This is a genomic window from uncultured Sphingomonas sp. (assembly GCF_934560975.1).
GTDB lineage: Bacteria > Pseudomonadota > Alphaproteobacteria > Sphingomonadales > Sphingomonadaceae > Sphingomonas_I.
This window is the reverse complement of sequence record NZ_CAKTFO010000033.1, coordinates 1-26320: the sequence shown is the minus strand read 5'-3', so window position 1 is coordinate 26320 and position 26320 is coordinate 1. Positions and strand designations below refer to the sequence as shown.

Annotated in this window: 22 protein-coding genes and 1 tRNA gene; 11 read left to right on the top strand and 12 right to left on the bottom strand. The window is 68.3% G+C overall.

The window, feature by feature from the left end:
• On the bottom strand, positions 1-1799 hold a 1799-nt coding region (locus tag Q0D93_RS14295), incomplete at its 3' end, for a DNA translocase FtsK 4TM domain-containing protein (protein WP_294395554.1).
• A 459-nt stretch (positions 1800-2258) separates the two neighbouring features.
• Here Q0D93_RS14295 and Q0D93_RS14290 point away from each other — a divergent pair.
• On the top strand, positions 2259-3053 hold the full coding sequence (locus tag Q0D93_RS14290; protein WP_294395552.1) for a Crp/Fnr family transcriptional regulator: 795 nt from the start codon (positions 2259-2261) through the stop codon (positions 3051-3053).
• A 163-nt stretch (positions 3054-3216) separates the two neighbouring features.
• On the opposite strand, the gene Q0D93_RS14285 is transcribed toward Q0D93_RS14290, so the two are convergent.
• On the bottom strand, positions 3217-4269 hold the full coding sequence (locus tag Q0D93_RS14285) for a prolyl oligopeptidase family serine peptidase (protein ID WP_294395551.1): 1053 nt from the start codon (positions 4267-4269) through the stop codon (positions 3217-3219).
• A 138-nt stretch (positions 4270-4407) separates the two neighbouring features.
• Between Q0D93_RS14285 and Q0D93_RS14280 the strand changes: the two genes are divergently transcribed.
• On the top strand, positions 4408-5220 hold the full coding sequence (locus Q0D93_RS14280; protein ID WP_294395550.1) for a LytTR family DNA-binding domain-containing protein: 813 nt from the start codon (positions 4408-4410) through the stop codon (positions 5218-5220).
• A 344-nt stretch (positions 5221-5564) separates the two neighbouring features.
• Here Q0D93_RS14280 and purH read toward each other — a convergent pair whose 3' ends face one another.
• The 5 genes from purH to Q0D93_RS14255 all read right to left on the bottom strand — a co-directional run bounded on the left by purH (position 5565) and on the right by Q0D93_RS14255 (position 11410).
• Positions 5565-7136 (bottom strand): bifunctional phosphoribosylaminoimidazolecarboxamide formyltransferase/IMP cyclohydrolase, encoded by a 1572-nt coding sequence (purH, locus tag Q0D93_RS14275; RefSeq protein ID WP_294395549.1) that lies wholly within the window; start codon positions 7134-7136, stop codon positions 5565-5567.
• 79 nt (positions 7137-7215) lie between these two features.
• Positions 7216-7446, bottom strand: coding sequence for a ribbon-helix-helix domain-containing protein (locus tag Q0D93_RS14270; RefSeq protein ID WP_294395547.1), 231 nt, complete (start codon positions 7444-7446; stop codon positions 7216-7218).
• A 4-nt stretch (positions 7447-7450) separates the two neighbouring features.
• A complete protein-coding gene (gene phbB, locus Q0D93_RS14265; protein WP_294395545.1) occupies positions 7451-8173 on the bottom strand; it encodes an acetoacetyl-CoA reductase in 723 nt (240 codons plus the stop codon).
• 37 nt (positions 8174-8210) lie between these two features.
• Positions 8211-9218 carry a ferrochelatase gene (hemH, locus tag Q0D93_RS14260; RefSeq protein WP_294395542.1) on the bottom strand — a complete coding sequence of 336 codons (1008 nt, stop codon included), beginning with the start codon at positions 9216-9218 and terminating at the stop codon, positions 8211-8213.
• Complete coding sequence (locus tag Q0D93_RS14255; RefSeq protein WP_294395540.1) at positions 9215-11410, bottom strand: molybdopterin cofactor-binding domain-containing protein; 2196 nt, start codon at positions 11408-11410, stop codon at positions 9215-9217. The genes hemH and Q0D93_RS14255 overlap by 4 nt, the downstream gene beginning before the upstream one ends.
• A 79-nt stretch (positions 11411-11489) precedes the next feature.
• Between Q0D93_RS14255 and Q0D93_RS14250 the strand changes: the two genes are divergently transcribed.
• Positions 11490-11915 carry a cupin domain-containing protein gene (locus Q0D93_RS14250; RefSeq protein WP_294395538.1) on the top strand — a complete coding sequence of 142 codons (426 nt, stop codon included), beginning with the start codon at positions 11490-11492 and terminating at the stop codon, positions 11913-11915.
• A gap of 54 nt (positions 11916-11969) precedes the next feature.
• Here the strand turns inward: Q0D93_RS14250 and Q0D93_RS14245 are convergent, their stop codons facing one another.
• Complete coding sequence (locus Q0D93_RS14245; protein WP_294395536.1) at positions 11970-14045, bottom strand: prolyl oligopeptidase family serine peptidase; 2076 nt, start codon at positions 14043-14045, stop codon at positions 11970-11972.
• Positions 14046-14159: 114 nt separating this feature from the next.
• Here Q0D93_RS14245 and Q0D93_RS14240 point away from each other — a divergent pair, with 114 nt between their 5' ends.
• Genes Q0D93_RS14240 through pgeF form a run of 4 tightly spaced genes read left to right on the top strand, consistent with a single transcriptional unit; the run spans position 14160 to position 18052 of the window.
• Positions 14160-15341, top strand: a complete 1182-nt coding sequence (locus Q0D93_RS14240) for a phospholipase D-like domain-containing protein (protein WP_294395534.1) — start codon at positions 14160-14162, stop codon at positions 15339-15341.
• A 44-nt stretch (positions 15342-15385) separates the two neighbouring features.
• Positions 15386-16255 carry a prolipoprotein diacylglyceryl transferase gene (lgt, locus tag Q0D93_RS14235; protein WP_294395533.1) on the top strand — a complete coding sequence of 290 codons (870 nt, stop codon included), beginning with the start codon at positions 15386-15388 and terminating at the stop codon, positions 16253-16255.
• Positions 16239-17288, top strand: a complete 1050-nt coding sequence (locus tag Q0D93_RS14230; protein ID WP_294395531.1) for an SAM-dependent methyltransferase — start codon at positions 16239-16241, stop codon at positions 17286-17288. Before lgt ends, Q0D93_RS14230 begins: the two co-directional genes overlap by 17 nt.
• Entirely contained in the window at positions 17285-18052 is a 768-nt protein-coding gene (gene pgeF / locus Q0D93_RS14225; protein ID WP_294395530.1) for a peptidoglycan editing factor PgeF, read from the top strand. Before Q0D93_RS14230 ends, pgeF begins: the two co-directional genes overlap by 4 nt.
• A gap of 4 nt (positions 18053-18056) precedes the next feature.
• Here the strand turns inward: pgeF and Q0D93_RS14220 are convergent, their stop codons facing one another.
• The gene (locus Q0D93_RS14220; protein ID WP_294395529.1) at positions 18057-18815 is read right to left on the bottom strand and encodes a DUF1134 domain-containing protein; all 759 of its coding nucleotides are present in this window, start codon (positions 18813-18815) and stop codon (positions 18057-18059) included.
• 128 nt (positions 18816-18943) lie between these two features.
• Between Q0D93_RS14220 and Q0D93_RS14215 the strand changes: the two genes are divergently transcribed.
• Positions 18944-19033, top strand: a tRNA-Ser gene (locus Q0D93_RS14215).
• A 79-nt stretch (positions 19034-19112) separates the two neighbouring features.
• Here the strand turns inward: Q0D93_RS14215 and Q0D93_RS14210 are convergent.
• Complete coding sequence (locus tag Q0D93_RS14210; RefSeq protein WP_294395528.1) at positions 19113-20744, bottom strand: family 1 glycosylhydrolase; 1632 nt, start codon at positions 20742-20744, stop codon at positions 19113-19115.
• Between the two features lie 178 nt (positions 20745-20922).
• Between Q0D93_RS14210 and glf the strand changes: the two genes are divergently transcribed.
• Together glf and Q0D93_RS14200 are read left to right on the top strand one after the other, a co-directional pair.
• Positions 20923-23298 carry a UDP-galactopyranose mutase gene (gene glf / locus Q0D93_RS14205; protein WP_294395527.1) on the top strand — a complete coding sequence of 792 codons (2376 nt, stop codon included), beginning with the start codon at positions 20923-20925 and terminating at the stop codon, positions 23296-23298.
• Positions 23258-23689 carry a hypothetical protein gene (locus Q0D93_RS14200; protein ID WP_294395525.1) on the top strand — a complete coding sequence of 144 codons (432 nt, stop codon included), beginning with the start codon at positions 23258-23260 and terminating at the stop codon, positions 23687-23689. Before glf ends, Q0D93_RS14200 begins: the two co-directional genes overlap by 41 nt.
• A gap of 35 nt (positions 23690-23724) precedes the next feature.
• Here the strand turns inward: Q0D93_RS14200 and Q0D93_RS14195 are convergent, their stop codons facing one another.
• Positions 23725-24795 carry a patatin-like phospholipase family protein gene (locus Q0D93_RS14195; RefSeq protein WP_294395523.1) on the bottom strand — a complete coding sequence of 357 codons (1071 nt, stop codon included), beginning with the start codon at positions 24793-24795 and terminating at the stop codon, positions 23725-23727.
• A gap of 154 nt (positions 24796-24949) precedes the next feature.
• A complete protein-coding gene (locus Q0D93_RS14190; protein WP_294395521.1) occupies positions 24950-25405 on the bottom strand; it encodes a hypothetical protein in 456 nt (151 codons plus the stop codon).
• 171 nt (positions 25406-25576) lie between these two features.
• Between Q0D93_RS14190 and Q0D93_RS14185 the strand changes: the two genes are divergently transcribed.
• The coding region (locus tag Q0D93_RS14185) for an EAL domain-containing protein (RefSeq protein ID WP_294395519.1) at positions 25577-26320 on the top strand (744 nt) is incomplete at its 3' end.

Genomic DNA, 26320 nt, shown 5'->3' with positions numbered 1-26320 from the left:
GCCTTGATGACGCCGGTGATGACGTCCACCGACGGGCGCTGCGTCGCCATGATCAGGTGGATGCCGGCCGCGCGCGCCTTCTGCGCCAGGCGCTGGATCAGGAACTCGACTTCCTTGCCCGCCGTCATCATCAGGTCGGCCAGCTCGTCGACCACCACCACGATCATCGGCAGCGGTTCATATTCCAGTTTCTCCTCTTCGTAGAGGGGCTGGCCGCTGTCGGCATCGTAGCCGGTCTGCACGCGGCGGCCGAGCGGCTGCCCCTTGGCCTTGGCGAGGCGGACCTTCTCGTTGAACGAACCCAGGCTGCGGACCTGGATGGTCGCCATCATGCGATAACGATCCTCCATCTGCTCAACCGCCCATTTCAGCGCACGGATCGCCTTGGGCGGCTCCGTCACCACCGGCGAGAGGAGGTGGGGGATGTCGTCATAGACGCTGAGTTCCAGCATCTTGGGATCGATCATGATCATGCGGCACTGGTCCGGCGTCAGCCGGTAGAGCAGGGACAGGATCATGGCGTTGAGGCCGACCGACTTGCCGGAGCCGGTGGTGCCGGCCACCAGCAGGTGGGGCATGGGGGCAAGGTCCGCCACCACGGGGTCGCCGCCGATATTCTTGCCCAGGATCATGGCAAGGTTGCCGGCGGGCTGATCCTCGAACTTGTCGCTGCCGATCAGTTCCGACAGGACCACGCTTTCGCGCCTCTGGTTGGGCAGTTCGATGCCGATCACGGTGCGACCGGGGATGGTGGCGACACGGGCGGACAAAGCGGACATGTTGCGCGCGACATCGTCGGCCAGCGCGATCACGCGGCTGGCCTTGATGCCGGCCGCCGGCTCGAACTCGTACATGGTCACGACCGGGCCGGGCCGCACCTCCGTCACGCGGCCGCGGACATGGAAATCTTCCAGCACGGTTTCCAGCAGGCGGGCATTCCGCTCCAGCGCGGTCTTGTCCAGCTTGTCGGTGGTCGGCGGCGGCGGCGGGCTCAGCAGGTCCAGCGTCGGCAGCACCCATGTATCGCCCAGGTCCAGCTTGGCCTGGCGTTCGCGCTGGCCGCGATTGTTGACGGGCGCGGGCTTGGGCGGGGTGCTGATGGTCGGGCGGGCCGGCTCCGCTTCCTCCACGTCCGGCTCCGCAACCACGGCCCGCGGGCGGGTGGCTTCGCGCCGGGCGGGAGCGGTCGTGGGCATGGTGGGGTGATCCTCCTCCACCAGGTCGTCATCATCCTCAAGGATGTCATCGTCCAGCGCACCGCCGTGGCGGGCACGGCGGGCGAACAGCAAGGCGCGCTCGCTGGCGTCCAGGCCGAGCGACCACAAGGCCATGGCGATCCCGCCCGCCACCAGCAGCAGCATGACGGCGATGCGCAGGGACACCGCCCAGACCGGCTGGAGCAAGGCGAGCCCCGCATCAATCGCGCCCGCCAGCCCCAAGCCGATCGCGCCACCCGCACCCGCCGGCAGGGTCGTGATCGATCCGCCGCGCAGCAGCGAGATGGCGATCCCCAGCAGCAGCATCGCGCCGACCGTGATCGGCAGCGCGCGCCGCCAGCGGCCCGCATCGGCCCCGCGCCACAGCCGCAACGCCACCACGATCGGCGGCGGGATCAGCAGCACGGAGGGCAGGCCGAAGGTGGTGAGCAGCAGGTCCGCGATCCACGCGCCGATGCTGCCGAGCACGTTGTGCACCGGGCCGCCCGCCGCCGTCATCAAGGCGGGGTCCGTCGGCGTGTAGCTGACCAGCGCGAACACCAGCACCAGCGCGCCCGCGACGATGCCGAGCGCGCCCAGCATGGTGCCGCCGCGCTGGCCGATCCGCCGCGCCTGTCCCCGCCATGCGGCGCCATTGCCTGCAGCCCGGCTTGCCATCACTCAACCCTTTTCCCTGTCGCGGCGATTGTGCCCGAGCCGGCGGGCGCACGCAAACGTCCCGCGAAATCGCGCGGCTCCGGTCCGGCACGTCGTATCGTCAAAGCGCACAGCACCGGCAATGTCCATCGCGGAGGAGGCCTGAACATGCGTCCCGGTTATCGGCGTAACACAAGCCGAAGCGTTTCACGTCGTTCCGTGTATGTAATGAAAGCTCTGCAGCTGCGAAGAGGATGACGGATCAGGTTGGTGCACGATTTGTCATAACACGGCCAAAACATCCCGATGGATGATCGGCAGCGATTATCCTGGATCATAAAAGGGCTGGACTTCCAGCCGGTTGTGACACACTGACTTGCCAGTGATGAACGACATGGTTGTTTCATGACTGTGCAGGGCGGTGTAGGCATCGCATCTGCTTCGTTCTGGGTCTCCGCCCTTGCGAAACGAGGTGGCGAGACCCTGTCCACGCACGAACTCGACCTGCTGAACCGGCTGCCGGTGACACTGCGCCGCCTCCGCCCGCGACAGCATTGGATGCATGTCGGCGACCAGACGCAGAAATGCGCCTACCTCCTCGCCGGCGTCATATCCGAAAGCCGAATCACCGCGGCGGGGACGCGGCAGATCGTCGGCCTGCGCCTGGCGCGGGAGTTTGTCGGCCTGTCCGGCATTTTTCTGGACGAAGCGGATCGCGACACCCAGGCGCTCACCGATTGCGTGATGGTGGAGGTGGGCGTCGCGGCGTTGCGCCACCTTCTGGACCATGGCGCGATCCGCAACGCGCTGATCGGCGATGCCCTGGTCGGTGAATCGATCGCGCAGGAGTGGATGATCAACATCGGCCGGCGCAGCGCGCGCGTGCGGGTGGCGCATCTGCTGTGCGAGCTGGTGGTGCGGATGGAGCTGGCGGATATCGAGGCGGCGCGCAGTTATGTGGTGCCGCTGAAGCAGCACCAGATTGCCGACGCCACCGGGCTGCACCGGGTAGCGGTGAACCGCGCCCTGCGGGAGCTTGCCGCCGAAAACATCCTCAGCATCACCGGCGGCCGCGTCACGATCCGCGACATGCGCCAGTTGGAGGAAGTGGCTGATTTCAGCGCGCGATACCTTCATTTGCGTCATTCCGGTCACGACCGGCGCAAGGAACGCCGCCCGTTCGCGGCGCAGGATGCCTGACGGCCTGTGATTGTCCGGCGTGGCAGTTCACCTGCTGACGCGCGGCAGTGCCTCTGCTTGAGGCAGTAAGAACCTGCAAAGCGCGGAAGGGAGGATGGAGCTTCCTCCACGCCCACATCTCAAACCCAGCCGCCCGCCCCCCCTCCCCCGGCGCCACCGTTTGTCAGGTTCCTGCGGCAGCGTCATGGGTGCCCGAGTGGCCATGGCTCGCTTCATGGAGGCGCCGTGGAAAGGCCGCCATCGGGTGAGGTTGCCGTGGGGCCAGCTTGTCGGAAAAGAACCGGACGACGGCCGCATCGAAGCCTGCATGAAAAGCGACACGGTCGAACCCCGGTGCGCTGCGGCAGAGCTGTGGCATGGACGCAGGATCGGCACACGGGGCCAGGAAGTCGAAATGTCCGGCACCGGGGACGACATGGAATTCGGGCTGTCGCGGTAGCGCCGCACGAACGGCATCCGCATAGAATGGCGGCGGAAGGATGTGGTCGTCATCCGCACGCCATAGCTGCACCGGCATCCGAACGTTCGCGAGACCGGCGCGATCGAAAGCAAAGCCGAGCGCAGGCGCCGCGACGACGATCGCCTTGATCCGGGTATCGCGCAGCCTGGGCCATGGGGCAGACACCACGCGTGGCTGACTCGCCATCAGGGCGCAGTCGAAGAAGGCGGGATGCTGCGCACAATGACCTGCAAAGCGGGTGAGGTCGGGGCGGCCCCCGGCCGCTGCCAGGACGGTGAACCCTCCTGCCGAAAAGCCGAACGCACCAACGCGTTCCGGGTCGATGGCGGCATGGCCGGGCCATAGCTGCAACATATAGGAGATCGTGGCGCCGAACGCCGCCGGCCGCTGCTCGACCCGGGTGGCGTGACTGTTGTCCCGCCAATTGTCGCCAGGATGGGTCAGCGCAGCGACGATGAAGCCAGCCCGGGCGAGCGCCACGGCGGTGTCAACATGGCCGGCGAAGTCGCCGCCGGTCCCGTGCGAGATAACGACCAGCGGGTGCCGACCCTCCGGCAAGGGGGCACCCGGCACCACGTCCTGCGTGTAAAGCCCGAGCGGCTGGTGAGCGGGCGTTCCAGATGCCGGATACCAGACGCCGACTTCGATGCCGTCGGCAGTGGTCTGATGCTGAAAACCCGCCTGAGCCGATTGGGCCTGGGCCGCTGGTGCAAGCAGGGTGAGTAGCAAGGAGGAAAAAGCCAGGCGCAACGACATGGTCGAACTCCAGAGTGAGGCCACGCCGGATGGGCGGACCCAAGCCTCTGCTGAAAGCGCCATTTCGTGGATGGGCGAATGGGTTCGCCAGTCGGCGAACAGGCTTCGCCTCTCCTTCTGACCGGAGTAGAAAGGGCAATGACCCGCTCCACCAGCCTCTCTCCGGTCTTCACGGCGTCTGCGCCACCGCTGCTGCGCTCGATCGGCGTAGCTGTCGTCCTTGGTGCGTTGCTGGCGATCCTGGGCCCGTTCGGCAGCTACATGAACGGCGGTTTGATCGGGCTTGCCGGCTATTGGATCGGCGCCATGCTGCTCGGCCTGATGCTGTACGGTTCGGCCTACAGGATCCTCAGCGCATCGATCGCTCCGGGCTCGGTCGGGTGGTGGCCGGCCCTGATCGGTGCCGCCCTGCTTGCCAGTGTGCCCGAAGCACTCGCGACGCGGACGGCGGCGTTCTGGCTCTGGCCTGACCTTGCGCAGCTGCGTCTGCCTTTCCTCGTATGGTTCGTGCAGACGACGACGATCGGAATGGTTTGCATGGTCGGCATGGCTTTCATCCTCCGCCGCGCTGCGACGCCCCAAGAGAGACATGTACCTTTCCCATCATCGCCGGCGGGTGAGACGCCGCTGAGCGGGACCGTGTTGGCGCTCCAGATGGAAGACCACTACGTCCGCGTGCACCGACCATGCGGGTCGGAATTGCTGCTGATGCCACTCGGCCGTGCAATCGAATGCATGGAAGCGGAAGGATTACGGACGCACCGTTCATGGTGGGTTGCCCGCCATGCCGTCGCTGCCGTGGAAGGCAACACCCGGTCAATGCGTGTCCACCTGTCGAACGGCCTGGTTGCGCCCGTCGCGCGCTCGGCTGTCGCGCATCTCAAAGCTGCCGGATGGATCGTGGACGCGGCAAGCAGCACGGGCTTGCGGAAGCAGGAAGTGGCAGTCTGACACCGGGCTCCGCAAATTGCCGTGCGGCGCCGAAGAAACTCCGTTGTCATGCTCGCGACCGGCTTTAGGCGGCCGGGCGCCATCCCGAAAGTTGATCATCTGGGGGCGGCAGCTATCGCCTGCCTTCGCCCCGAAAGCGCCAGTCCGCCAAAGCCAGCGCCTGCGCGTCACCCCGCGCAGTCGGAACGGGACGGGGGAGCATGCCTGTGCTCCCCGATACCATCCGGTACGATCAGCCGGGCACGACGGCCGGCTGGCAGGAATAGCCACCTGTCCATCGCCCCGATGTGGGACCAGGCCGCGCCCGTCTGCTCAGCCGTGCCGATCTCATCCGATTGGGGAGTTCAATGTCGGAAGTGGCGCATGCCGGTGAAGACCATCGCCAGCCCGGCTTCGTCGGCGGCGGCGATCACCTCCTCGTCGCGGATCGAGCCGCCCGGCTGGATCACGGCGGTGGCGCCCGCCTCCACCGCCGCCAGCAGGCCGTCGGCAAAGGGGAAGAAGGCGTCGGAGGCGACGGCCGAGCCGATCGTCCTGGGCTCCGCCCAGCCGGCCTTGTCGGCGGCGTCCTTCGCCTTCCACGCGGCGATGCGCGCGCTTTCCAGGCGGTTCATCTGGCCCGCGCCGATGCCGGCGGTGGCGCCGTCCGTGGCATAGACGATGGCGTTCGACTTGACGTGCTTGGCGACGGTCCAGGCGAAGCGGCAATCGGCCAGTTCGCGCGGCGTCGGCGCGCGCTTCGTCACCACGGTCAGGGCGTCTCCCGCCACCTGGCCATTGTCGCGGCCCTGCAGCAGGAAGCCGCCCGCGATCGACTTGACCTGCAGGCCTGCGCGAGTGGGATCGGGCAATTCGCCGGTGATCAGCAGGCGGAGATTCTTCTTCTTCGCGAAGATGGCGCGTGCCGCGTCGTCCGCCGCTGGTGCGGCGACCACTTCGGTGAAGATGCCGGAAATCGCCTCGGCGGTCGGTCCGTCCAGCGGACGGTTGACGGCGATGATGCCGCCGAAGGCCGACACGCTGTCGCAGGCGAGCGCCGCCTTGTACGCCTCGATCAGGGTCTCGCCGGTAGCGACGCCGCAGGGATTGGCGTGCTTGACGATCACCACGGTCGGCGGGCCATCACGGAACTCGCTCACCAGTTCCAGCGCGGCATCGGCGTCGTTGTAGTTGTTGTAGCTCAGTTCCTTGCCCTGCAGCTGCTCCGCCTGGGCGATACCGCGCGCGGCGGAGCCGACCGGCAGGTAGAGCGCGGCCGACTGGTGCGGATTCTCGCCGTAACGCAATTCGCCCGCCTTCCTGACGGGCAAGGACAGTGCGTCGGGGAACGCCTCGCCCTGGTCGCTGTGGCCGAACCAGGCGGAGATCATCGCGTCATACTGGGCGGTGGCGGCAAAGGCCTTGGCGGCGAAAAGCCGGCGCTGGTCGAGCGTGGTCGTGCCCTGGGCCACCTTCGCGTAATCGGCGGGGTCGGTGACGATCGCGACGAAGGCGTGGTTCTTGGCGGCGGAGCGGACCATGGAGGGGCCGCCGATATCGATATTCTCGATGATCTCGTCCCGTTCCGCGCCCTTCGCCACCGTCTGGGCGAAGGGGTAGAGGTTGACCACCACGAGGTCGATCGCGCCGATGCCATGCTCCTCCATCGCGCGGACATGCTCGGCATCGTCGCGCACGGCGAGCAGGCCGCCATGGACCTTTGGATGGAGCGTCTTGACCCGGCCGTCCATCATTTCGGGAAAGCCGGTCAGGTCGGACACGTCCTTCACCAACAGCCCCGCCTCGCGCAGCGCCCTGGCGGTGCCGCCGGTGGAGACCAGCTCCACGCCCCCGGCAGCCAGCGCCTGGCCCAGTTCGACCAAGCCGGTCTTATCGGAGACGGAAAGCAGCGCGCGGCGGATGGTGATGTCGGTCATGCGCGCGCCTTTAGCGGCATGGCCGGGGAAGACCAGTGGTTTCGGCCCGACATGCCCGATCCGGCCAGTCGAAACACCGTCATGCATCGCGCGCCAGCAGCCGCTCCATCAGCCAGACGCGGATCGCGCTGGCCAGGTTCGGCGGATCGTCGGCCGCGATCCGTTCCGCATCGATGCGGGCGACCAGTGCGCTGATCGGCAGAGCATCCTCCTCCGCCGCGCGCTTCAACCCGTCCCAGAAGACGGGTTCCAGGCTGACGGAGGTCGCATGGCCGGCGATCATCACCGATCGTTTGATCGGGCCGGCCATCCGATCAGTACATGTGCTGGCCGCCGTTGATCGACAGGGTCGATCCGGTGACGAAGCCTGAATCCTCGCCGGTCAGGAACAGGACGCCGCGCGCGATCTCCTCCGCCTTGCCGAGCCGGCCGACCGGGATCTTGGCCACGATCTTGGCCAGCACGTCCGGCGGCACGGCGGCGACCATGTCCGTATCGATATAGCCCGGCGCGATCGCGTTCACGGTTACGCCGAACCGGGCGCCTTCCTGCGCCAGTGCCTTGGTGAAGCCGTGGATACCCGATTTCGCGGCGGCATAGTTGACCTGGCCATATTGGCCGGCCTGGCCGTTGATGGAGCCGATATTGACGATCCGGCCCCAACCGCGCTCGCGCATGCCGGGGAAGGCAGCCTTCGCCATGTTGAAGCAACCACCCAGATTGGTGTCGATCACCTCCTGCCACTGTTCCCACGTCTGCTTCAGCAGGGTGGAATCGCGGGTGATGCCGGCATTGTTGACCACGATGTCGACCGGGCCCAGCTCCGCCTCCACCTGGGCGACGCCGTCCAGGCAGGCCTGGTGATCGGCCACGTCCCACTTGTAGCTCTTGATGCCGGTCCGCTCGGTAAAGGCGCGCGCGCGTTCCTCGTTGCCGGCATAATTGGCGGCCACGGTGATGCCATGGTCCTTCAGTGCGACGCTGATCGCCTCACCGATGCCCCTCGTCCCGCCGGTCACGATTGCCACACGCGCCATCTGCCCTCTCCCTTTCTCGCTCGTTTGTGCGCGAAGCCTAGAAAGGCGCGACCCAGCCCGCAAGCTCCCGCTGCAGCAAAGCCTGCAACATTTCGATGCCACCGGGCTCCGCATTGAGGCAAGGAAGATAGGCGAAGTCGGTTCCGCCGGCCGCTTGGAAGCTTTCCCGCCCGCGGATCGACAATTCCTCCAGCGTCTCCACGCAGTCGGCGGAAAAACCGGGGGCGACGATGGCGATCCGTGTCACGCCCTTGGCGGGCAGTCCGGCCAGGACGATGTCGGTGGCGGGCTCCAGCCACTTGGCGCGGCCGAAACGCGACTGGAACGTGACTGTCACCTCGCGCCCCAGCGCCTCGCCCAAGAGGCGGCCGGTCTTCTGGCAGTGGCAATGATAGGGGTCGCCCAGCTCCAGCGTCCGCTGTGGCATGCTGTGGAAGCTGACCACGATCGCCTGCGGCACGAACGACAGGGCGGCAAGCGACGCCTCCACGCTCTGCTTGAGCGCGTCGATGTAGTACGGATCGTCGTAATAAGGCGGCAGCGTGCGAAGGGCGGGTTGCCAGCGCATGGTCGCCAGCACGGCAAAGGCGCTGTCATTGGCGGTCGCGGTCGTTGCTGCGCAATATTGCGGGTAGAGCGGCGCCAGCAGGATGCGCTCGCACCCGGCGGCCTTCATCGCCGCCAGGCGATCCGCAATGGCGGGGCGACCGTAGCGCATGGCGTAGTCGACCATAACCCGGTCCCCGAACCGCGATTGGAGCGCGCGGGCCTGGGCGGCGGTGATGGCGGCAAGCGGGGATCCGTCCTCACGCCAGACCTGGGCATAGGCATGGGCCGACTTCTTCGGGCGGGTGCGCAGGATGATGCCGCGCAGGATCGGTTGCCACAGGACAGGCGGGATCTCCACCACGCGCCGGTCGGACAGGAACTCCGCAAGGTAGCGGCGTACCGCGCCTGCCTCCGCCGCGTCGGGCGTGCCGAGATTGGTTACCAGCACGCCGATTTTGGGCGCGGGGATGGCGGGGTGATCGGGCGGTGGCGTCATGCGCCCATCAACGGCAGGCTGCGCAGGCGGTTGCCCGTGGCGGAAAAGAGCGCGTTGGCGATGGCCGGCGGGGCGAGGGGCACCGCCAGTTCGGCCACGCCGCCGGGCGGCGCGGCGGAACGGATCAGCGTGATCTCGAACTCCGGCATGTCCTTCATCCGCGGCAGGCGCAGCGCATCGAAGCCCCGTTGCTCCACCAGCCCCCGGGATAGGGTGAGCGGGTTGCCGAGTGCCGACGCCAGGCCCCACACCAGCCCGCTTTCGATCTGCTGCCGCGCGCTGTCCGGGTGGAGCACGCGGCCGATGTCGGCCACCGCCACCAGGCGCGACACGCGGATCGCGTCGCCGTCCAGCCCCGCTTCCGCGAACAGGGCGATGTGGCTGCCGAACGCGGACAGGCAGGCCAGGCCCTGGCCGGATTGCGGCTCCCCGCTCCAGCCGCCTGCCGCCGCCGCCTGGGACAGGCACCGGGCCAGTCGGGGATTGTGCCCGAGCAGGCCCATGCGAAACGACAAGGCATCCCTGGCCGCGCGCGTCGCCAGTTCATCCACGAAGCCTTCGGTGAAGAAGGTCGTGGCGGCATGTGCGCCCGATCGCCACACGCCGGTGGGAAAACCGATCTCCGCCACGCCATGGTCGATGCGCAGCGCTGGGATGGCATAAGGCGGCTCGACACCGGTTATCGATGCCGCGCCACCCACGCGCTCAAGGCCGTCTACTCCGTTCGCGCCGTTCGGCGTGGCGATGCGGGTGCGCCAGGCGGCGATCCGGCCTTGCCCGTCGACCCGCCCCGACAGCTGCGCCCGGGCGGGCGGGCCATGACGTCCCCGCAGCATCTCCTCGTGTCGGCTGTAGTGCAGCTGCACCGGGCGCTTGGCCTGGATGGCGAGGGTGGCCGCCTCGACCATGGCGTCATGGTCGAGCTTGCGCCCGAAACCGCCGCCGATCGGCATCGGGTAGAGGGTGATGCGGCTCTCGGCAAAGCCCGTGGCGGCGGCCACGGCGGCGATCGCAACGCCCGGCGCCTGGCTCGGCGCCCACAGTTCCAGCCGGTCGTCGGTGACGCGCGCGGTCGCGACCAGGGGCTCGATCGTGGCATGGGCGGCAAGGGGAACGTCATAGGTCGCCTCCACCAGCCCCGGCCCGGTCAGCAGCGGCGCGGCATCGCCCCGTTCGACCAACCGGGTGGTTTCGCCCGCCAGTGCGCCGTCCAGCGCCTTGGCGACCGCGGCGCTGTCGGGCAGCGCGCCGGTGGTCGCGAACCGGGGCGCAAGGCGGTCCAGCGCGCGTTCGGCCGCCCAGCCGTTGTCGGCGAGTGCCGCGACCCAGCGGTCGGTGCGGACGATGCCGCTCACCCCCGCCTGCGTGTCGGCCGCCGCCATGTCCCCGCCATGGTATGTCGTGTCGCCGAGCGGTCCGTGGCGGATGGCGGCGAACAGCATGTCGGGCAGGCGCACGTCGCCGGCATAGCGCATCGTGCCGTCCACCTTGGCGGGGTAATCGAGGCGCGGCACCGACCGCCCGCTGATCCCGCCTTCGCCCGGGCGGCGGAGCGGCGGCTCGGCGGGCGGCGCGAATCCGGCGGCCTCGCCCGCCAGGTCGCCGAAGCGGAACCGGTCGTCGCCGCGCACCACGAAGCCTGCCTCCGTGTCGCAGGCGCGCCAGTCCGCGCCGATCCGCTTGCCCGCCGCCATGCACAGCAAGGCGCGCGCGGCGGCGCCGGCTTCACGAAACGGCTGCTCGAACGCCCGGACGGAGGTGGAGCCGGCCGTCACCATCAGCGTGTTGCGCGTCGCCCATTGCCGCGCGGTCCAGCCGCCAATGCCCTGCAGCAAGCGGGGTGCGGCGGCCTCCGCCAGCTCACCGGCCAGCAGGGTATTGGCGTAGAGCGGATTGAGCGGCGCGGGCTCCACCCCCACCTGCCGCCAGTCGGCGCCCAGTTCGTCGGCCAAGGCCTGCGCCAGCGCGGTCCAGATGCCCTGGCCCATCTCCGCCTGCGGCACCACGGCCGTGACGCGGCCGGCCGTGTCGATCTTGACGAAGGCGTTCAGCACCGTCTCGCCCTCGCGCGGGGCCAGGTTTGGGCGGTAGCCGCGCGGCCACAGCCCCCAGGCGAGGAGCAGGCCCGCGCCCGCGCCTCCGCCGATCAGCATGGTGCGCCGGTCGATGCCCTTGGCGTGCGGTTCTGCCATGACGACCCCCTAAGCCGGGATCGCCCCAAGGAACAAGCACCGGGCTGCGCCGGTTCAGTGCCGAAATCGACAGGAGGACATGATGGCGCTGTTCAACAAGGACATGATCGATCTCGCGACCAAGAACGACTTCTTCCAGAAGGAGGTCTATCTGGACAAGAACGTCCAGATCGTCCTGATGAGCATCCCGGCCGGCGAGGATATCGGGATGGAGACGCACCGCGCCGACCAGACGACCTTCTTCGTCGCGGGCACCGGCGAGGCGGTGGTGGACGGCGGCCACAGCAAGGTGACGCCCAACCACATGATCGTGATCCCCAAGGGGGCCGAGCACAACATCATCAACAAGGGGTCCGTCCCGCTGAAGCTGTTCAGCGTCTATGCCCCGCCGGCCGAGCCCGCCGGCGTCGCGCACAAGACCAAGGCGGAGGCCGAAGCGGCCGAGGAGGGCTTCGTCAGCCGCGCGGTGAAGCGGGTCAAGGACGCCGTCGGCAAGGGTGAGTAAGCCGTGACGCATCGGCCTCCTCTCCCGTCACGGGGAAGGAGGCCGGTCGCAACATCAATCCATCAGCTTGCGCGTGAAATAGGTGATCTCCAGCGCGTTGGTGCGCGCGCTCTGCTTCAGGTTCGCGCCCGCCGCGTGGCCGCCTTCCGTATTCTCCCAATAGAGGTAGGGCAGGCCGTAATCCTTCATCCGCGCGGCGAACTTGCGCGCCTGGACCGGGCCGACGCGGTCGTCGCGGGTGGTGGTCCAGATGAACGGCTCGGGATAGTCAGCGCCGCGCCGGAGCTGCTGGTAGGGCGAGGTCTTTTCCCAGAAGGCGCGCTCGGCGGGCACGGTCATGCTGCCATATTCGCCAACCCAGGACGATCCGGCCGACAATTGCTCGTAGCGCAGCATGTCGAGCAAAGGGATCTGGATCGCGACCGCGTGCCACAGGTCCGGCCGCTGGGTCATCTCCACCCCCATCAGCAGGCCGCCATTGGACCCGCCGAAGATGCCGAGCCGGCGCGCACTGGTGAAGCCGCGCCTGACCAGATCTTCGGCCACGGCGGCGAAATCGTCATAGATGACCTGCCGCTTCGTCTTGAGGCCGGCATCGTGCCACGCCGGCCCGAACTCGCCGCCGCCGCGAATGTTGGCGAGGACGAAGGCGCCGCCTTTCTCCAGCCACAGCTTGCCGCGAATTGCCTGATAGGTAGGCGTCATCGACACCTGGAACCCGCCATAGGCGGTCATCAAAGCGGGCGTGCTGCCGTCCTTCCTGGCGTCGGCGCGATGGACGATGAAATAGGGGATGCGGGTGCCGTCCTTGGACACCGCCTCATATTGTTCGGTGACCAGCCCCTCGGCATTGAACCGTGCCGGCATGGTCTTGGCCTGCCGCGCGGTGGCGGCGGCCGCGTCGGCCAGCCACAAGGTGGTCGGCGCGGTGAAGCTTTCCGCGCGCACGAACAATTGGTCGGTGCGGCGGTCGTAATTGACCAGCCCGACCGAGCTGTTGTCCGGCAGCGGAATGCGCCTGGCGGTCCAGCCCTTGTCGCCCGGCGTGAAGCTCCACGCCTGGCCGCGCACATTGTCGTAGATGGCGGCGACCACATGCCCCTGGGTGACCGCCACGCCGTCGACCGACTGGCGGGCATTGGGCGCGAACAGCAGCTCCGATCCCGTAATCTTGCCGCCGGCGATGCGCACCGCGACGAGGGAGCCCGATTTGTACGCCTGCCAATCCTGGTTGATGCGCAGGATCAGGCGGCCGGACGCCAGCCCGTAGACGCGATATTTGGCGGGCAGGTCGAGCTTGGCGACCCGGTCGCCCTCCACCACGAACAACTCGCCTTCGAAGAAGGTCAGGTTGCGCTCGATCAGCAGCAGGCTGTTATCCTGTCCGTCCATCAGATGGAGCGGGCCGACGCCGACGTCGCCCGGCTTGCCCCGGAACAGCTCGCGCGCCTGGTCCAGCGGCTGGCCGCGCGTCAGGCGCTTGACGACATAGGGATAGCCGGAGGTGGTCATGCTGCCCTGGCCCCAGTCGCGGGCGACCAGCAGGCTGTCGGGCGTCTCCCACGCCAGGTCCTGCTTGGAGGTGGGCAGGGTGAAGCCGCCGTCGACGAAAGCGGTGCGGTCGAGGTCGAATTCACGCACCGTTACCGCATCCTCGCCGCCTTCCGACAAGGCGATCAGGCAGCGGCGCTCGGCGGTGGGCTCGCAATCCTCGCCCTTCCACACCCACTTCCTGCCCTCGGCGGCGGACAGCTGGTCGAGGTCGATCAGGGTGCGCCATTGCGGCGTGTCGCCCAGATAGCCGGGCAAAGTCGTCTGCCGCCAGATGCCCTGAACGTGGGTGGCGTCCTGCCACAGATTGACCACGCGCTCGCCCAGCAGATTGGGCATGGGAATGCGATCGGTCGCCTCCGCGATCCGCAATGCATCGGCGTACAGACCGGCGTAGCGGGTGTCGGCCTCCAGGATGCCGAGCGTGCGCTTGTTCTCCGTCTCCACCCAGCCGAGCGCATCCGGCGCGAAGATATTCTCCAGCCAGACGTTGGGATCGGCCGGCGGCGCGGCGTCTGCGCCGGTCATCGCGCTGAACGCCAGAAAGAAGGGCAAGAGGCGGCGGCCGATCGAAGCCATTGAAATTCCCTGCTGGTCATACCCGCACATCACAGCGGATCGATCTGGGCACGTCAATCTCACCATTATCTTGGGGCATTGTCCGTACGGGCGCGCTGCCCATATCGCGCGGCCATGCGTCGTCATCGTCTTGTCACATATGTTGCCGGAGCCGTCGGGGCGGGTCTGCTTGCCGCCTCGGGCTATGCCACGGTGCGCGTGTTGCAGGCAGGGTCCGCCCGGATCGCCGACGTGCATCGCGGCACCGCGCCGGCGATCGGCCCGGTCCTGTTCGGCGGCCCCGATCGCCCAGCGGGCACGCTGCGCGACATGCTGCGGGCGCGGGTGGATGCGGTGCCGCCAGGCGGGCGGATCGACTGGGCGACCTATTATTTCCGCGACCGCGACCTGGCCGGGGCTCTGATCCGCGCCAGCGATCGCGGGGTGGCGGTGCGGCTGGTGGTGGAGGGCGATCCCCGGCTGGCGCAGGCCAGCGACGCGGCCTTGTGCCTGCTGCGGCGGCATGGCCTGCGCGGCGGGCTGGTTCTCCGCCCGCCTGCGCCCAGGCCGTTGCGCGGCGTCAATGGCCGGCTCCATGCGAAGATCTATGCCTTCTCCGCGCCTCAGGCTATCGCGTTCGTGGGATCGTTCAATCCGTCGGGTGACAGCGACGTCGACCAGGCGGTCATCGACCAGATCGGCGATCAGGATCGTGGCCACAACCTGCTGGTCGGGCTGACCGGCGAGGGGCTGGTCGCGACATTGCGCGATCATGTGACCACGCTGGCGGACGGCCGTGGCAGGACGGGGCACTTCGCCGCCGCCAACAACCGTATCTATCGCGACGGCGACACCGACCTGATCTTCTATCCGCGCCTGCGCCCCTATGTGGTCGAACATGCCGTGGACGGGCTGGGCCGGGGTGACCGATTGTGGGCCGCCATCTCCCACCTCAAGGCGGACATGGTCGATCGGCTGGCGATGGCCGCGACACGGGGCGCCTCCCTCGCTTTGGTGGTGCACGACACCGAACGGCGCGTGCCGACGGCGGCGGTGGAGCGCCTGTCGCAAGCCGGCGTGCGGGTCCGCCGCTATCGCCACCCCGATCATCTGCCGATGCACGCCAAGTTCATCGTGATCGAGCAAGCGGGGCGGCGGACCAGCTATTTCGGCAGCCTGAACTATAATCGCAATTCACGCTGGCTGAACGACGAAGTGCTGGTCCGCTCCGGCGACCAGGCTCTTGCCCGAACCCTGCTCGAACGCTTCGGCGAGATCGGGCGCGAGGTCGACGCGCAGGAACGGGCTGCACGCTGAAGCCCGTTTGCCGCCGGACGCGGGCTCGGCTACGTCTCGTCGCCATGAGCCTGGTCCCCCTCGCCGCCGCGGCCGCCGCGCCCCTCAGCTATGCGAGCCTGCATCTGTCGCCGGTGGCGCTCGACCTCGGCATCCTGCAGATACGCTGGTATTCGCTGGCCTATATCGCCGGGATCGTCATCGGCTGGTGGTATCTCACCAGGCTGATTGCACAGCCGGGGGCACCGATGGCGCGGCGCCATGCCGACGACTTCGTCTTCTACGCGACCTTGGGCATCATCCTCGGCGGGCGGATCGGCTACGTCCTGTTCTACGATCCCTGGATGCTGAAGGACCCGTTACAGGCGCTGCGACTGTGGGATGGCGGCATGTCGTTCCACGGCGGGGCGTTCGGGACGGTGATCGCCATCTGGTGGCTGACGCGAGCCAACGGCCTCTCCATGCTGCGCTTCGTGGATTACATCGCCTGCTGCGCGCCGTTCGGACTGTTCTTCGGCCGGCTCGCCAACTTCGTGAACGGCGAATTGTGGGGGCGGGTGACGGACGTGCCGTGGGGCATGGTGTTTCCGGGCGCGGAGGCGGGCCCCTATCCGCGCCATCCCAGCCAGCTCTACGAAGCGGGGCTGGAGGGGATCGTGCTGTTCACCATCCTGTTTCTGCTCTTCTGGAAGACGAATGCGCGTTACAAGCCCGGCCTGCTGCTCGGCACCTTTCTGACCGGCTATGGCGTCGCCCGCTTCCTGGTGGAGTATGTGCGCGAGCCGGACGTGCAACTGGGCATCCTGTCCTGGGGCCTGTCCATGGGCCAGACGTTGAGCCTGCCGATGATCCTGGTCGGGCTGTATTTCATCCTCACCGCCGCGCGCCGCCGGGTGCGGGTCGAACCGATTGCGGGCGATGCCAGCGTCGCCTGATTTGTCGGCGGAGATTGCCCGCCTGATCGCGGCCGAGGAGCCGATTTCGATCGAGCGTTACATGGCGCTCGCCAACGCGCATTACTACGCAACGCACGCGGCGATCGGGGCCGAGGGCGACTTCATCACCGCGCCCGAGATCAGCCAGATGTTCGGGGAGATGATCGGCCTGGTGCTCGCCGACACCTGGCAGCGCGCCGGATCGCCCGGCGTGGCGCTGGTGGAGTTGGGCCCCGGACGGGGCACGCTGGCGGCGGACATGCTGCGCGCGATGCGGGTGGCGGGCCTCGCCCCCCCGCTCCACTTGGTCGAGACCAGTCCGCTGCTGCAGGCGCGGCAACGGGCGCTGCACCCCGATGCGACCTGGCATGACGGGGTGGACACCCTGCCGGGGGATCGCCCGCTGCTGATCGTCGCCAACGAATTCTTCGACGCGCTGCCGGTGCGCCAGCTGGTGAACACCGTCAACGGCTGGCGCGAGCGGATGGTGGGGCAGGGGCTGGATGGACTGGAGGCCAGACCGGGCGACGTGTCTCATGACCGCGACGTGCCGGCGGCCGTCCGCCATGCCGATCCGGGCAGCATCGTCGAAAGCGCCCCCGCGGCCGGCGCGGTGATGCGGCGGCTGGCCGAACGGCTCCACCAACAAGGCGGCTTGCTGATCGCGATCGACTATGGTCATGACGGTGGGGCGCACGGCGACACGCTCCAGGCGGTGCACGCCCATGCCTATGCCGATCCGTTCGCGCGGCCGGGCGCGTCGGACCTTACCGCCCATGTCGATTTCGCGGCGCTGGCGGCGTCGGCCCGCGACGCCGGGGCGCACGTCACGCGGGTCGTGCCGCAGGGGCAGTGGTTGATCGCGCTCGGCCTCACCAATCGCGCCGCCGCGCTTGGTCGTGCCGCGCCGGCGCGTGCCGACGAGATCGCGACCGCCTATCGCCGCCTGACCCACCCGGACGAAATGGGGGAGTTGTTCAAGGTGATAAGCGTGGTCGCGCCGGGCTGGCCCGAACCCGGGGGATTTCAATGAGCGTGCCTGTTCCCATCCGTGCAGGTGCGCTCGGCGAGGTGCCGCACGGTTTCCTCGGCCGGGAAGGCGGGGTGTCCGGGGGCGTGCTGGCCGGGCTGAATGTCGGCCTGGGCTCCAGCGACGACCGTGCCGCCATTGCGGAGAATCGGCAGCGGGCGGTGGCGGCGGTGCTGCCCGGGGCGGCCTTGGTTACCGTGCATCAGGTCCATTCGGCCGGGGCGGTGCGGGTGATGGCGCCGTTCCCGGACGATGCGCGCCCGCATGCCGATGCGCTGGCGACCGACCGGCCCGGCCTGCTGCTGGGCGTGCTGACCGCCGATTGCGCGCCGGTCTTGCTGGCGGATGCGGCGGCCGGCGTGGTCGGCGCCGCCCATGCCGGATGGAAGGGCGCGCTTGGCGGCGTGACCGACGCGGTGCTGGTCGCAATGGAGCAATTGGGGGCCGAGCGCGGCCGGATCGCGGCGGCGATCGGCCCCTGCATCGCGCGCGCATCCTACGAGGTGGACGAGGGCTTCGTCCGCCGCTTCGACGCGGCCGATCCGGAGAATGAACGCTTCTTCGCGCCCGGCACCGGCGACCGCTGGCATTTCGACCTGGAGGCCTATGTCACCGCGCGCCTCGCGGCGGCGGGCGTCGGCCGGATCGAGGCATTGGGCCTCGACACCTATTCCGACGAACGCCGTTTCTTCAGCTACCGCCGCGCGACCCACCGGGGCGAAGCGGATTATGGCCGGCAGATCGCCTTGATCGGCCTGCCGGCCTGATCGGTCAGAAGGGGAGCCAGGTCGCCTTTTCGGTGAAGCGCATATAGCCGAGATTGGCGCCCAGCCGCCAGCCGACGCCCAGCCGAATCGGGATCAGCACCTTGTCGCCGCGCCGCAGATAGCTCGCGGTCAGGCCGCCGACGATGTAGACATTGCCCTCGGCAGCCGGATAGCGATGGAACAGTTCCTGCGCGTCGTAGAGGTTGTAGACCAGCACGAACGTCTTGGCCCCGTTCGCGCCGACGTCGAAGCCCACCGACGGGCCGGTCCAGTAGACCGGCCGCTGCCCCTCCACCTTGTGGAACATGGTGCCGGAGCCGTAGCGCAGCCCGACCACGAACGCGCCGCCGGCTTCGCGCCCGGCGATATAGGCGTTGGGACGGCCCTGATCCTTGAAGATCTTTTCGATCAGTTGCGCCAGGCCGGCCGCGCCCTTGCCGAACACGCCCTCCGCCGCGGCGAGTACGTCGCCTTCCTGATAGGTGCCGCCTTCCACCGCCTGGCGCGCCTGGATCTCCGCCTGGGATGCGGGTGGCGGCGTGGTGGTGCCCTGCGGTTGCGCCATGGTGGCGCTAGGCGGCGCGGCGGCGGCAGGGGCGGACTGAACGGGGTCATCCGCCGGCTCGGCATAATCCTCGGCGGCGGCGGCGGTGGCGGGCGTGGTGCGCGCCATGGCGCCCGCCTGGTTGGGATCGACCGTCCGCACCTGAGCCTGGGCCGCGCCGCTGAGCAGCGCCGCGCCGATCAAGAAAGCCCGTCGCATCAATATTTCCTTCATCGAATGGTGAACGCTATAGCCGCGCCCGCACTGTCGCGGCAATGAACGAGGGGCATCATCAGCGCCGTTGATCCCGCGCCCGACCCTCGCTATAGCCCGCCTCAGCCAGGCCTGGAGACGTGGGTGAGTGGCTGAAACCAACGCTTTGCTAAAGCGTCGTACGGGAAACCGTACCGAGAGTTCGAATCTCTCCGTCTCCGCCACCTTTCCCCGGATGTGCCCGTTCCATTGCAGGGCCGTCAATTTGGGCGTGATCGCGGCAGGGGCTTGCCTTGCGTGCAGCTACGCGACGGCGGCCATGCCGGCGGAGGCGGCGCAGGCGTCGATCAGCGGGTCCAGCCATGTTTCCGGCCCCTGGTCCCGATCGATCACCGTGCAGTCGATGCCGAGCTCTCGGCATTGCCGACGGATCCGCGCCTGCACGTGGGCATCGTCATGCAGGATCGCCGCCGCCCATGGTCGATGCAGGCGGAGCATGGCGTCGATCGCATCCTGGTGGACGTCCGAATAGTGGACTGTGAGGCCCCGGCGATGGCACGCGGCGATTATGGGATCGGCATCCTGGCGGTCGCGCGCCACGATCAGCAACGGGCTGCCTTCTCCTTCGCAGCGGCTGCGGTCGCGCATCGGGGCGGGGCGGGGCACGGCGGGGTGGAGCAGGCGGATCGGCCGTTTCCACCACCCCGATCCCGCGGCGGTCGGATGCGGCATGCCGCCGACCGCGAGTCGTTTCAGCAGGGTGGCCATGGCGGTAGGCCGCGGGGGCCCGTCGCTGACGTCAAAGGCACCGGGTTCGTAACGGCCGGTGTCCGTCAGCAGGGTGTTCCAGCCCTGATTGCCGAGCAGCGCCCAGCTGGTAACGGCGCGCAGGTCGATGCCGTCCGCGCGCAAGGCCAGCGCGGTGCTCCAGGCCTCCGCCATCCACCGCATCTGCTCCTCGCGCGTGCAGCCATTATGCACCTCCGTCACGGCGATCGGGATGCGGTAGCGCGACCATGCCTCGCGCAGCACCCCACCCAGTCCCGGCGGCGGCGGATCGAGCACGCGCACCGCCTCGGTATCGGCAAAGTCGCGCTCCGCATTTCCCCCGCGCAGGTGCTGGGGATAGCGGCGCACGCGATGGTCCAGAAAGCGATCGCTGGTGAGGTAATGGTTCACCCCGATCATGTCGGGCGAACAGGGTGCATCGGCGATCGCGCGCAGCCGGCGTTCGAATCCGTAATCGCAAAGACGCCGCCACAAGGCATGGCCCGGCACCACCATGCCGCACAACAAGTCCCAACTCGCCCAGCGGCGGACATTGTCGAACGCCGCCTGGTTGCGCAGCGCGGCCGTGGCATAGGTGCGGCCCAGATCGTCCGTCTGGATCAGTCGCGCCGCCGGGTTGACCTTGCGGACCTGCGCCATGGACAGCCGCACTCCGTCAATCTGGTTGAGCAATGCCAGCCAGAAGGACCGTTCGTTGCGGTGATGCGGATACCACACGCCGTACAGAGCGGAAAAGCGCGCGGTGGTGACAGGCTCGTTCACCGGCGTCCATGCGTCGATCCAAGGGTAACGCTCGGCCACGGCGCGCGCATGGCGGGCGAGGCCGGGTGCGAACGTGTCGGCCAGCAGGTCAGTATAGGCCGGGCCGCTGCCGTGATGGACCAGCCCCGCGATCGGCCGAATACCCAGATCGCGCAGGTGGTTCAGCCGGGTGTCGGTCCATCGCCAATCCCGGCGGTCGGGGCGTTCCGGCGATACGCGCTCCCACAAGACGGGATAGCGCATCGCCGTGATCCCCAGCGTGGCCAGGACGTCCAGGTCGTCCGGCCGGTCATAATGGCCGGTTTCGGCGAACTGGTCGCGAAAGACGTTGCCGACGCGGTTGAGCGTGCATTCCGGACCGCCCCACAATTCGAGTTCCTGCATCGCAATTCCCCGCCGTCGGCAGCGCGCCACCGTTTCAACGAAGCCGACATGCGGGAGTTGCCTGGCGCCATGATAATGCGACGGCGTAATCTATGTTACTCAAGTATTTAGCGGATAATAGCAGGAACTTTGCCCAAAGACTGCCCGTTCTTATCGTTCATCTGACAGCAAGGTAACCATGATGCACATCGCGCCGGTCACGAGCCTCTCCACCATGTCCGGAGAGGGCGGCGGCAACGGCTATGACATGGTCGTTTTGTGCTTCAGTCACCTGCGTTGGGACTTCGTGTGTCAGCGTCCCCAGCATCTGATGAGCCGCTTCGCGCGGGAGGCGCGCGTTGTCTTCTGGGAAGAGCCGCGGCATGTGGACGGGCTGGGGGAGGCGCGCCTGGACGTGCGTGTCTGCGGCAAGACCGACGTGATCGTGGTCACGCCGGAACTGGACGCGGGCGCGGACCGGGCGCGCGACGGCGATACGCTGCGCCGGCTGCTGGACATGTTCCTGGGCGAGCAGGACGGTCCGATCGTGCGCTGGTACTACACACCGATGATGCTGCCTTTTTCGGAGCATGTGCCGGCCGACTGCATCGTCTACGACTGCATGGACGAACTGGCGAACTTCAAGGGCGCGCCGCCCGAATTGCTGCCGCTGGAGCAGAAGTTGCTGGACCAGGCCGATCTGGTCTTCACCGGCGGCTACAGCCTGTACGAGGCCAAGCGGCACCGCCACGCGGACATCCATCCGTTCCCCTCCAGCGTGGACGTGGCGCATTTCGCGCAGGCGCGGCGTGGGCTGTCGGAGCCGGCGGACCTGGCCGGCCTGCCGCATCCCCGCCTCGGCTTCTACGGCGTGGTGGACGAACGCATGAACCTCGACCTGCTGGCGCACCTGGCGGACGCCCGGCCCGACTGGTCGCTGTGCATCGTCGGTCCGGTGGTGAAGATCAGCGAAGGCGATCTGCCGCGCCGGCCGAACCTGCATTATCTCGGCGGCAAGGGCTATGCCGAGCTGCCGGCCTATCTCAGCGGCTGGGACGTGGCGCTGATGCCGTTCGCGATCAACGACGCGACCCGCTTCATCAGCCCGACCAAGACGCCCGAATATCTCGCCGGTGGCCTGCCGGTCGTGTCGACGTCGATCACCGACGTGATCCGCCACTATGGCGCACTGGACGCCGTCGCCATCGCCGATGCGCCCGATACCTTCGTCGTGGCCTGCGAAGCGCAACTGGCGCTGCGGCACGGCGGCGACGCGTGGCTGGCGGAGGTGGATACGGCCCTGGCGGAGCTGTCGTGGGACCGCACCTTCCGGCAGATGGCCGACCTGATCGGGGACGCGATCGCGCGCGCCGACCATGTCCAGCCCGTGGTCTCGCCCACCGTCTGGCCGGCCGAACGCCCCACGCCCTATGACGTGATGGTGGTGGGGGCGGGCTTTGCCGGCGCGATCATGGCGGAACGCCTCGCCGCCGGCTCGAACAAGAAGGTGCTGGTGGTCGATCGCCGCCCGCATGTCGCCGGCAACGCCTTTGACGTGCGGGACGAGGCGGGGATCCTGATCCACCAATATGGGCCGCACATCTTTCACACCAACAGCCAGGACATCGTCGACTATCTGTCGCGTTTCACCGAGTGGCGGCCCTATGAGCATCGGGTGCTGGCGAGCGTGAACGACATGCTGGTGCCGATCCCGATCAATCGCACCACCTTGAACATGCTGTACCAGCTGGAGCTCAAGAGCGACGAGGATGCGGCGGCGTTTCTGGCGAGCCGGGCCGAGCCGGTGGAGGCCGTCCGCACGTCGGCCGACGTGGTCGTGTCGGCGGTGGGGCAGGAACTCTACGAGGCCTTCTTCCGTGGCTATACGCGCAAGCAATGGGGCATGGACCCGTCCGAACTCGACAAGGCGGTGACGGCGCGCGTGCCGACCCGCACCAACACCGACGACCGCTATTTCACCGACGCGTTCCAGGCGATGCCGGCGCAGGGTTATACGGCGATGTTCGAGCGGATGCTGGACCATCCGAATATCGACCTGCTGCTGGGCGTGGAGTTTGCGGAGGCCCGTGCCGCCTATCCGCACCACCATCTGGTGTTCACCGGCCCGATCGACGAATATTTCGGCTACCGCTTCGGCAAGCTGCCCTACCGCTCGCTCCATTTCCGGCACGAAACGGTGGACCAGGAGTGGTTTCAGCCGGTCGCGGTGGTCAACTATCCGGATGAGGCGGTGCCCCATACCCGCATCACCGAATACAAGCATCTGACCGGGCAGAGTTCGCCCCGGACCAGCATCACGCATGAATATCCCAGCGCGGAGGGCGATCCTTATTACCCGATCCCGCGTCCGGAGAACCAGGCCTTGTTCAAACGCTACGAGGCGTTGGCGCTGTCGGTTTCGGACGTGACCTTCGTCGGCCGGCTCGCCACCTACCGCTATTACAACATGGACCAGGTGGCGGGGCAGGCGCTGGCGACCTACCGCCGCATGGCCGCGGTAGAGGCGCTGCAGGATGCGACACCGGCAGGACGCGCCTGCCCCGTCGCCGCCTGAGCATCGGGCGGAGATGGATGCGGGCATGGAGCGGGTGGCCGCTCTGTCCGGCAGCAGGGTGCTGCTGCTCGCCGGCGCGGAGAGCTTCAGCGCCGCTTATGTGCGGCGGTCGCTGGAGCGATGCGGGATCTGCGTCGTCGTGCCCGACCGACCGGTGGCGCAGGCCATTGCCGAGGCGCGGGCGGCGCATTGGTCCTCGATCGCGGCGTGCCTTGCCGTCGACCTGGCGGGCACCCTGCTGGATCAACTGGCGATCGAGCGATCTGCCATCCCGTTGCTGTTCATCGGCGCGTTGATGGAGCCTTGCCGCGACGGAGCCGAGCAGTGGCTCCACCCGCCCTTTGCCGCATTCCAGGTGGTGGATGCGCTGCGCGACCGGCTGGAGCGGTAGCCGCAACGCGTACAACCGCGTCCTTGAGGCGGCCCTTACCCCGGCACCGGGGCCAGCGGCAGGCGCACGGTGCGCAACCCGTCCGGCGCAGCGTCATCCGGGCGGTAGAGCGTCAGTCCCGGCTTGGGCCTGTCGCGCATCAATCGCGGCATCCCGGCCAGGGCATGGCGCATCGCCGCATGGCCCGCATCCCATCGCGCGCGGGCGGACAGAGGCGAATAGTCGAATGCCTTGCCGCTCACCTCCTGGGCCTGATCGCCATAGGCGAGGTGCAGGATGGTGACGGCACGCGCCTGATCGCCCGACCGGTCGAAGATCGCCTGCCAAGCGGCAAGCGCACGGCGGCTTTGGCTGGCGAACACCAGGTCCTGCGCGCGCGTGATCGTGTCGCCGAGCGTGTTCGGCCTCGGCGCCTCCAACGGGAGCAGGTCGACGGCGATGCACAGCAGCGGTTCGGCGGCGTCGTCGGACAGGATCGTGTCCAGCGGCAGATTGGCCGACAGTCCGGCATCGGCCAGCAGGCGCCCGCCAATCGCCACCGGCGGAAAGATCGGCAGCAGGGCGCAGCTGGCGCGCACATGATCCGCCGCGATCCGGTGGGTGGCGGTGTCGTAGATGACATCCTCGCCGGTTTCCACATCCACCGCCACGGCGGAGAAGCGGGGTGGCGCACCGTTGAGCCGGTCGAAATCGACCAGCGACTCCAGCGTCTGCGCCAACGGATGCGAGTCGTACAAGCTTGACGGTTCGTGATCGCCGAACGGATTGAACCACCGACCCAGCAGCCGGCGCGGCATGAACAATCCGGGCCGGCCGCCGAGTGCCAGCAGCGCCGCCGCGGTGCGCCGGGCAGTCTCTTGCGGGGCGGGTAGGGGCGATTCCGCCGCCGTGCCGGCCGGCTGCCAGAAGGCGTGCAGCCGGGCGAGGCGGTCCTCCGCCGGATTGCCGCAGATCAGCGCGCCGTTGATCGCACCCGCCGAGCAGCCGACGACCCAGTCGGGCTCCAACCCGAACTCCTGCAGGGCCTGGTACGCGCCGCCCTGAAAGGCACCCAGCGCGTTTCCGCCGCTCAACGCCAGGGCGATGCCGTATCCGCGTTCGGCCATGGCGGGCTACCCGCGCCGCCCGGACAGACGGGCCGTGCGCACCGCGTCAGGCTCCCGCATCGTCGCGCTCGTGTCGATCGACCGGCATCTGCCTCTCCCGCTGCCGAGGTAGGATGTGGGGGCGGAACGCGCGGGCCGGTCGACAGGTCCGCCGTTACTCCCCGCGCGGCGGCGTGGCGGCCGGCGCGGTGTCGCCCTGGCCGGTGCGTCCCCGCTTGCGCTTGGTGTAGGGCACGAACTCACCCAGCACCGCAAAGCCGCGCTGGAAGCGTGTGCTGCGGTCGAGCAGGCGGACCTGATCGAGCCGGCAGACCTGCGACCCGAACACGTTGGTGACGGGAATGTCGTCGAAGTGGAGCAGGCGCGCGCCCAGCGTCCGGTTGACGTAGATCACGTTGCGGCCGGTTCGATAGACGATGGCCGTCCCTTCAAAGATCTCCGTCCCCTGGATCCGCTGGAGGTCCAGGCAGCGTACGGGGCTGCCGGCGACGCGGCCGGCAAGCTCCTTGGCCAGGGCCTTTTCGCCGCGCGCCGACGCGGTATCGGCCGCATGGGCCGGCAGGGCCGCCAGCGCGAGGCCCGCGATCAGCAGGGATGGGAACTGCACCATGGTCTCTCCTCGGCCTGAATCTGTGACATCAAGGGCACAAACGCGCGAACCCGTCCTGTATTCCAACGCCCGGGCGGTGCCGTGGCGGCATGTCGTTTACGATTTCTGTTGCCCTGGTCGCGTCCACCCGCCTTAAAGTGGATATTAACGATCCTGTGGATAACAGAAAGCGTGTCCTCCCTGTCCTCCGCTCTCCTGCTCGTGACCGCTTTGCTGGCCGGAGTCGGATTCGGCTTTGTGCTGTCGCGCCGCTGGCAACGCCTGGCCGGGACGGACGGGCGTGTATCGCCGCCTGCTGGCGCGGCCCGTCCGGCGGCCCCGACGCTGGCCGACGATCTGGCGCTGGCGGTGGACCGAAACGAGCTGTTCCTGGTGCACCAGCCCAAGATGCGGTCGCGCTCGGGCGAGATCGCGGCGGTCGAGTCGCTGGTCCGCTGGCGGCATCCGGTGCGTGGGCTCATCGGCCCCAATGACTTCATCGGCCTGGCCGAAGAACATGGGCAGATGCGGCGCATCACCGAATGGGTGATCCGGCAGACCCTGATCGAGCAGCGCAGCCTCGCCGCTTGCGGCCATGAGCTGGATTTCAACGTCAACATCTCCGCGCGCGTGCTGCCGGATCGCGACTTCGCCGAATGGGCGCTGGCCACCGTGCGCGGCGCATCCGGGCCGATCGGGTTCGAGATCACGGAAACGGCGATGATCGCCGACCCGGTAGGTGCGCTGCGCTACCTGCACCTGTTCGCGGAGCAGCAGCCCGACCTCAACTGGGAGAACCCGGAGGTCCGCGCGGCCGTCCACGCGATGATGCGGTGGTGGCTCGACCGCGGGGTCGACGGCTTCCGCATGGACGTCATCAACATGATCAGCAAGGACGTCGCGGCTGACGGTCACCTGCACGACGGGCCGCCGCTG

Coding starts and splice junctions, on each gene's coding strand:
- Q0D93_RS14190 (WP_294395521.1), bottom strand. CDS start 25,405: ATGGTGCAGTTCCCATCCCTGCTGATCGCGGGCCTCGCGCTGGCGGCC.
- Q0D93_RS14210 (WP_294395528.1), bottom strand. CDS start 20,744: ATGCAGGAACTCGAATTGTGGGGCGGTCCGGAATGCACGCTCAACCGC.
- Q0D93_RS14290 (WP_294395552.1), top strand. CDS start 2,259: ATGACTGTGCAGGGCGGTGTAGGCATCGCATCTGCTTCGTTCTGGGTC.
- pgeF (WP_294395530.1), top strand. CDS start 17,285: ATGAGCGTGCCTGTTCCCATCCGTGCAGGTGCGCTCGGCGAGGTGCCG.
- Q0D93_RS14270 (WP_294395547.1), bottom strand. CDS start 7,446: ATGGCCGGCCCGATCAAACGATCGGTGATGATCGCCGGCCATGCGACC.
- Q0D93_RS14200 (WP_294395525.1), top strand. CDS start 23,258: ATGCGACACCGGCAGGACGCGCCTGCCCCGTCGCCGCCTGAGCATCGG.
- phbB (WP_294395545.1), bottom strand. CDS start 8,173: ATGGCGCGTGTGGCAATCGTGACCGGCGGGACGAGGGGCATCGGTGAG.
- Q0D93_RS14285 (WP_294395551.1), bottom strand. CDS start 4,269: ATGTCGTTGCGCCTGGCTTTTTCCTCCTTGCTACTCACCCTGCTTGCA.
- Q0D93_RS14255 (WP_294395540.1), bottom strand. CDS start 11,410: ATGGCAGAACCGCACGCCAAGGGCATCGACCGGCGCACCATGCTGATC.
- Q0D93_RS14245 (WP_294395536.1), bottom strand. CDS start 14,045: ATGGCTTCGATCGGCCGCCGCCTCTTGCCCTTCTTTCTGGCGTTCAGC.
- Q0D93_RS14250 (WP_294395538.1), top strand. CDS start 11,490: ATGATGGCGCTGTTCAACAAGGACATGATCGATCTCGCGACCAAGAAC.
- Q0D93_RS14280 (WP_294395550.1), top strand. CDS start 4,408: ATGACCCGCTCCACCAGCCTCTCTCCGGTCTTCACGGCGTCTGCGCCA.
- Q0D93_RS14240 (WP_294395534.1), top strand. CDS start 14,160: ATGCGTCGTCATCGTCTTGTCACATATGTTGCCGGAGCCGTCGGGGCG.
- Q0D93_RS14220 (WP_294395529.1), bottom strand. CDS start 18,815: ATGCGACGGGCTTTCTTGATCGGCGCGGCGCTGCTCAGCGGCGCGGCC.
- glf (WP_294395527.1), top strand. CDS start 20,923: ATGATGCACATCGCGCCGGTCACGAGCCTCTCCACCATGTCCGGAGAG.
- Q0D93_RS14195 (WP_294395523.1), bottom strand. CDS start 24,795: ATGGCCGAACGCGGATACGGCATCGCCCTGGCGTTGAGCGGCGGAAAC.
- Q0D93_RS14230 (WP_294395531.1), top strand. CDS start 16,239: ATGCCAGCGTCGCCTGATTTGTCGGCGGAGATTGCCCGCCTGATCGCG.
- hemH (WP_294395542.1), bottom strand. CDS start 9,218: ATGACGCCACCGCCCGATCACCCCGCCATCCCCGCGCCCAAAATCGGC.
- lgt (WP_294395533.1), top strand. CDS start 15,386: ATGAGCCTGGTCCCCCTCGCCGCCGCGGCCGCCGCGCCCCTCAGCTAT.
- purH (WP_294395549.1), bottom strand. CDS start 7,136: ATGACCGACATCACCATCCGCCGCGCGCTGCTTTCCGTCTCCGATAAG.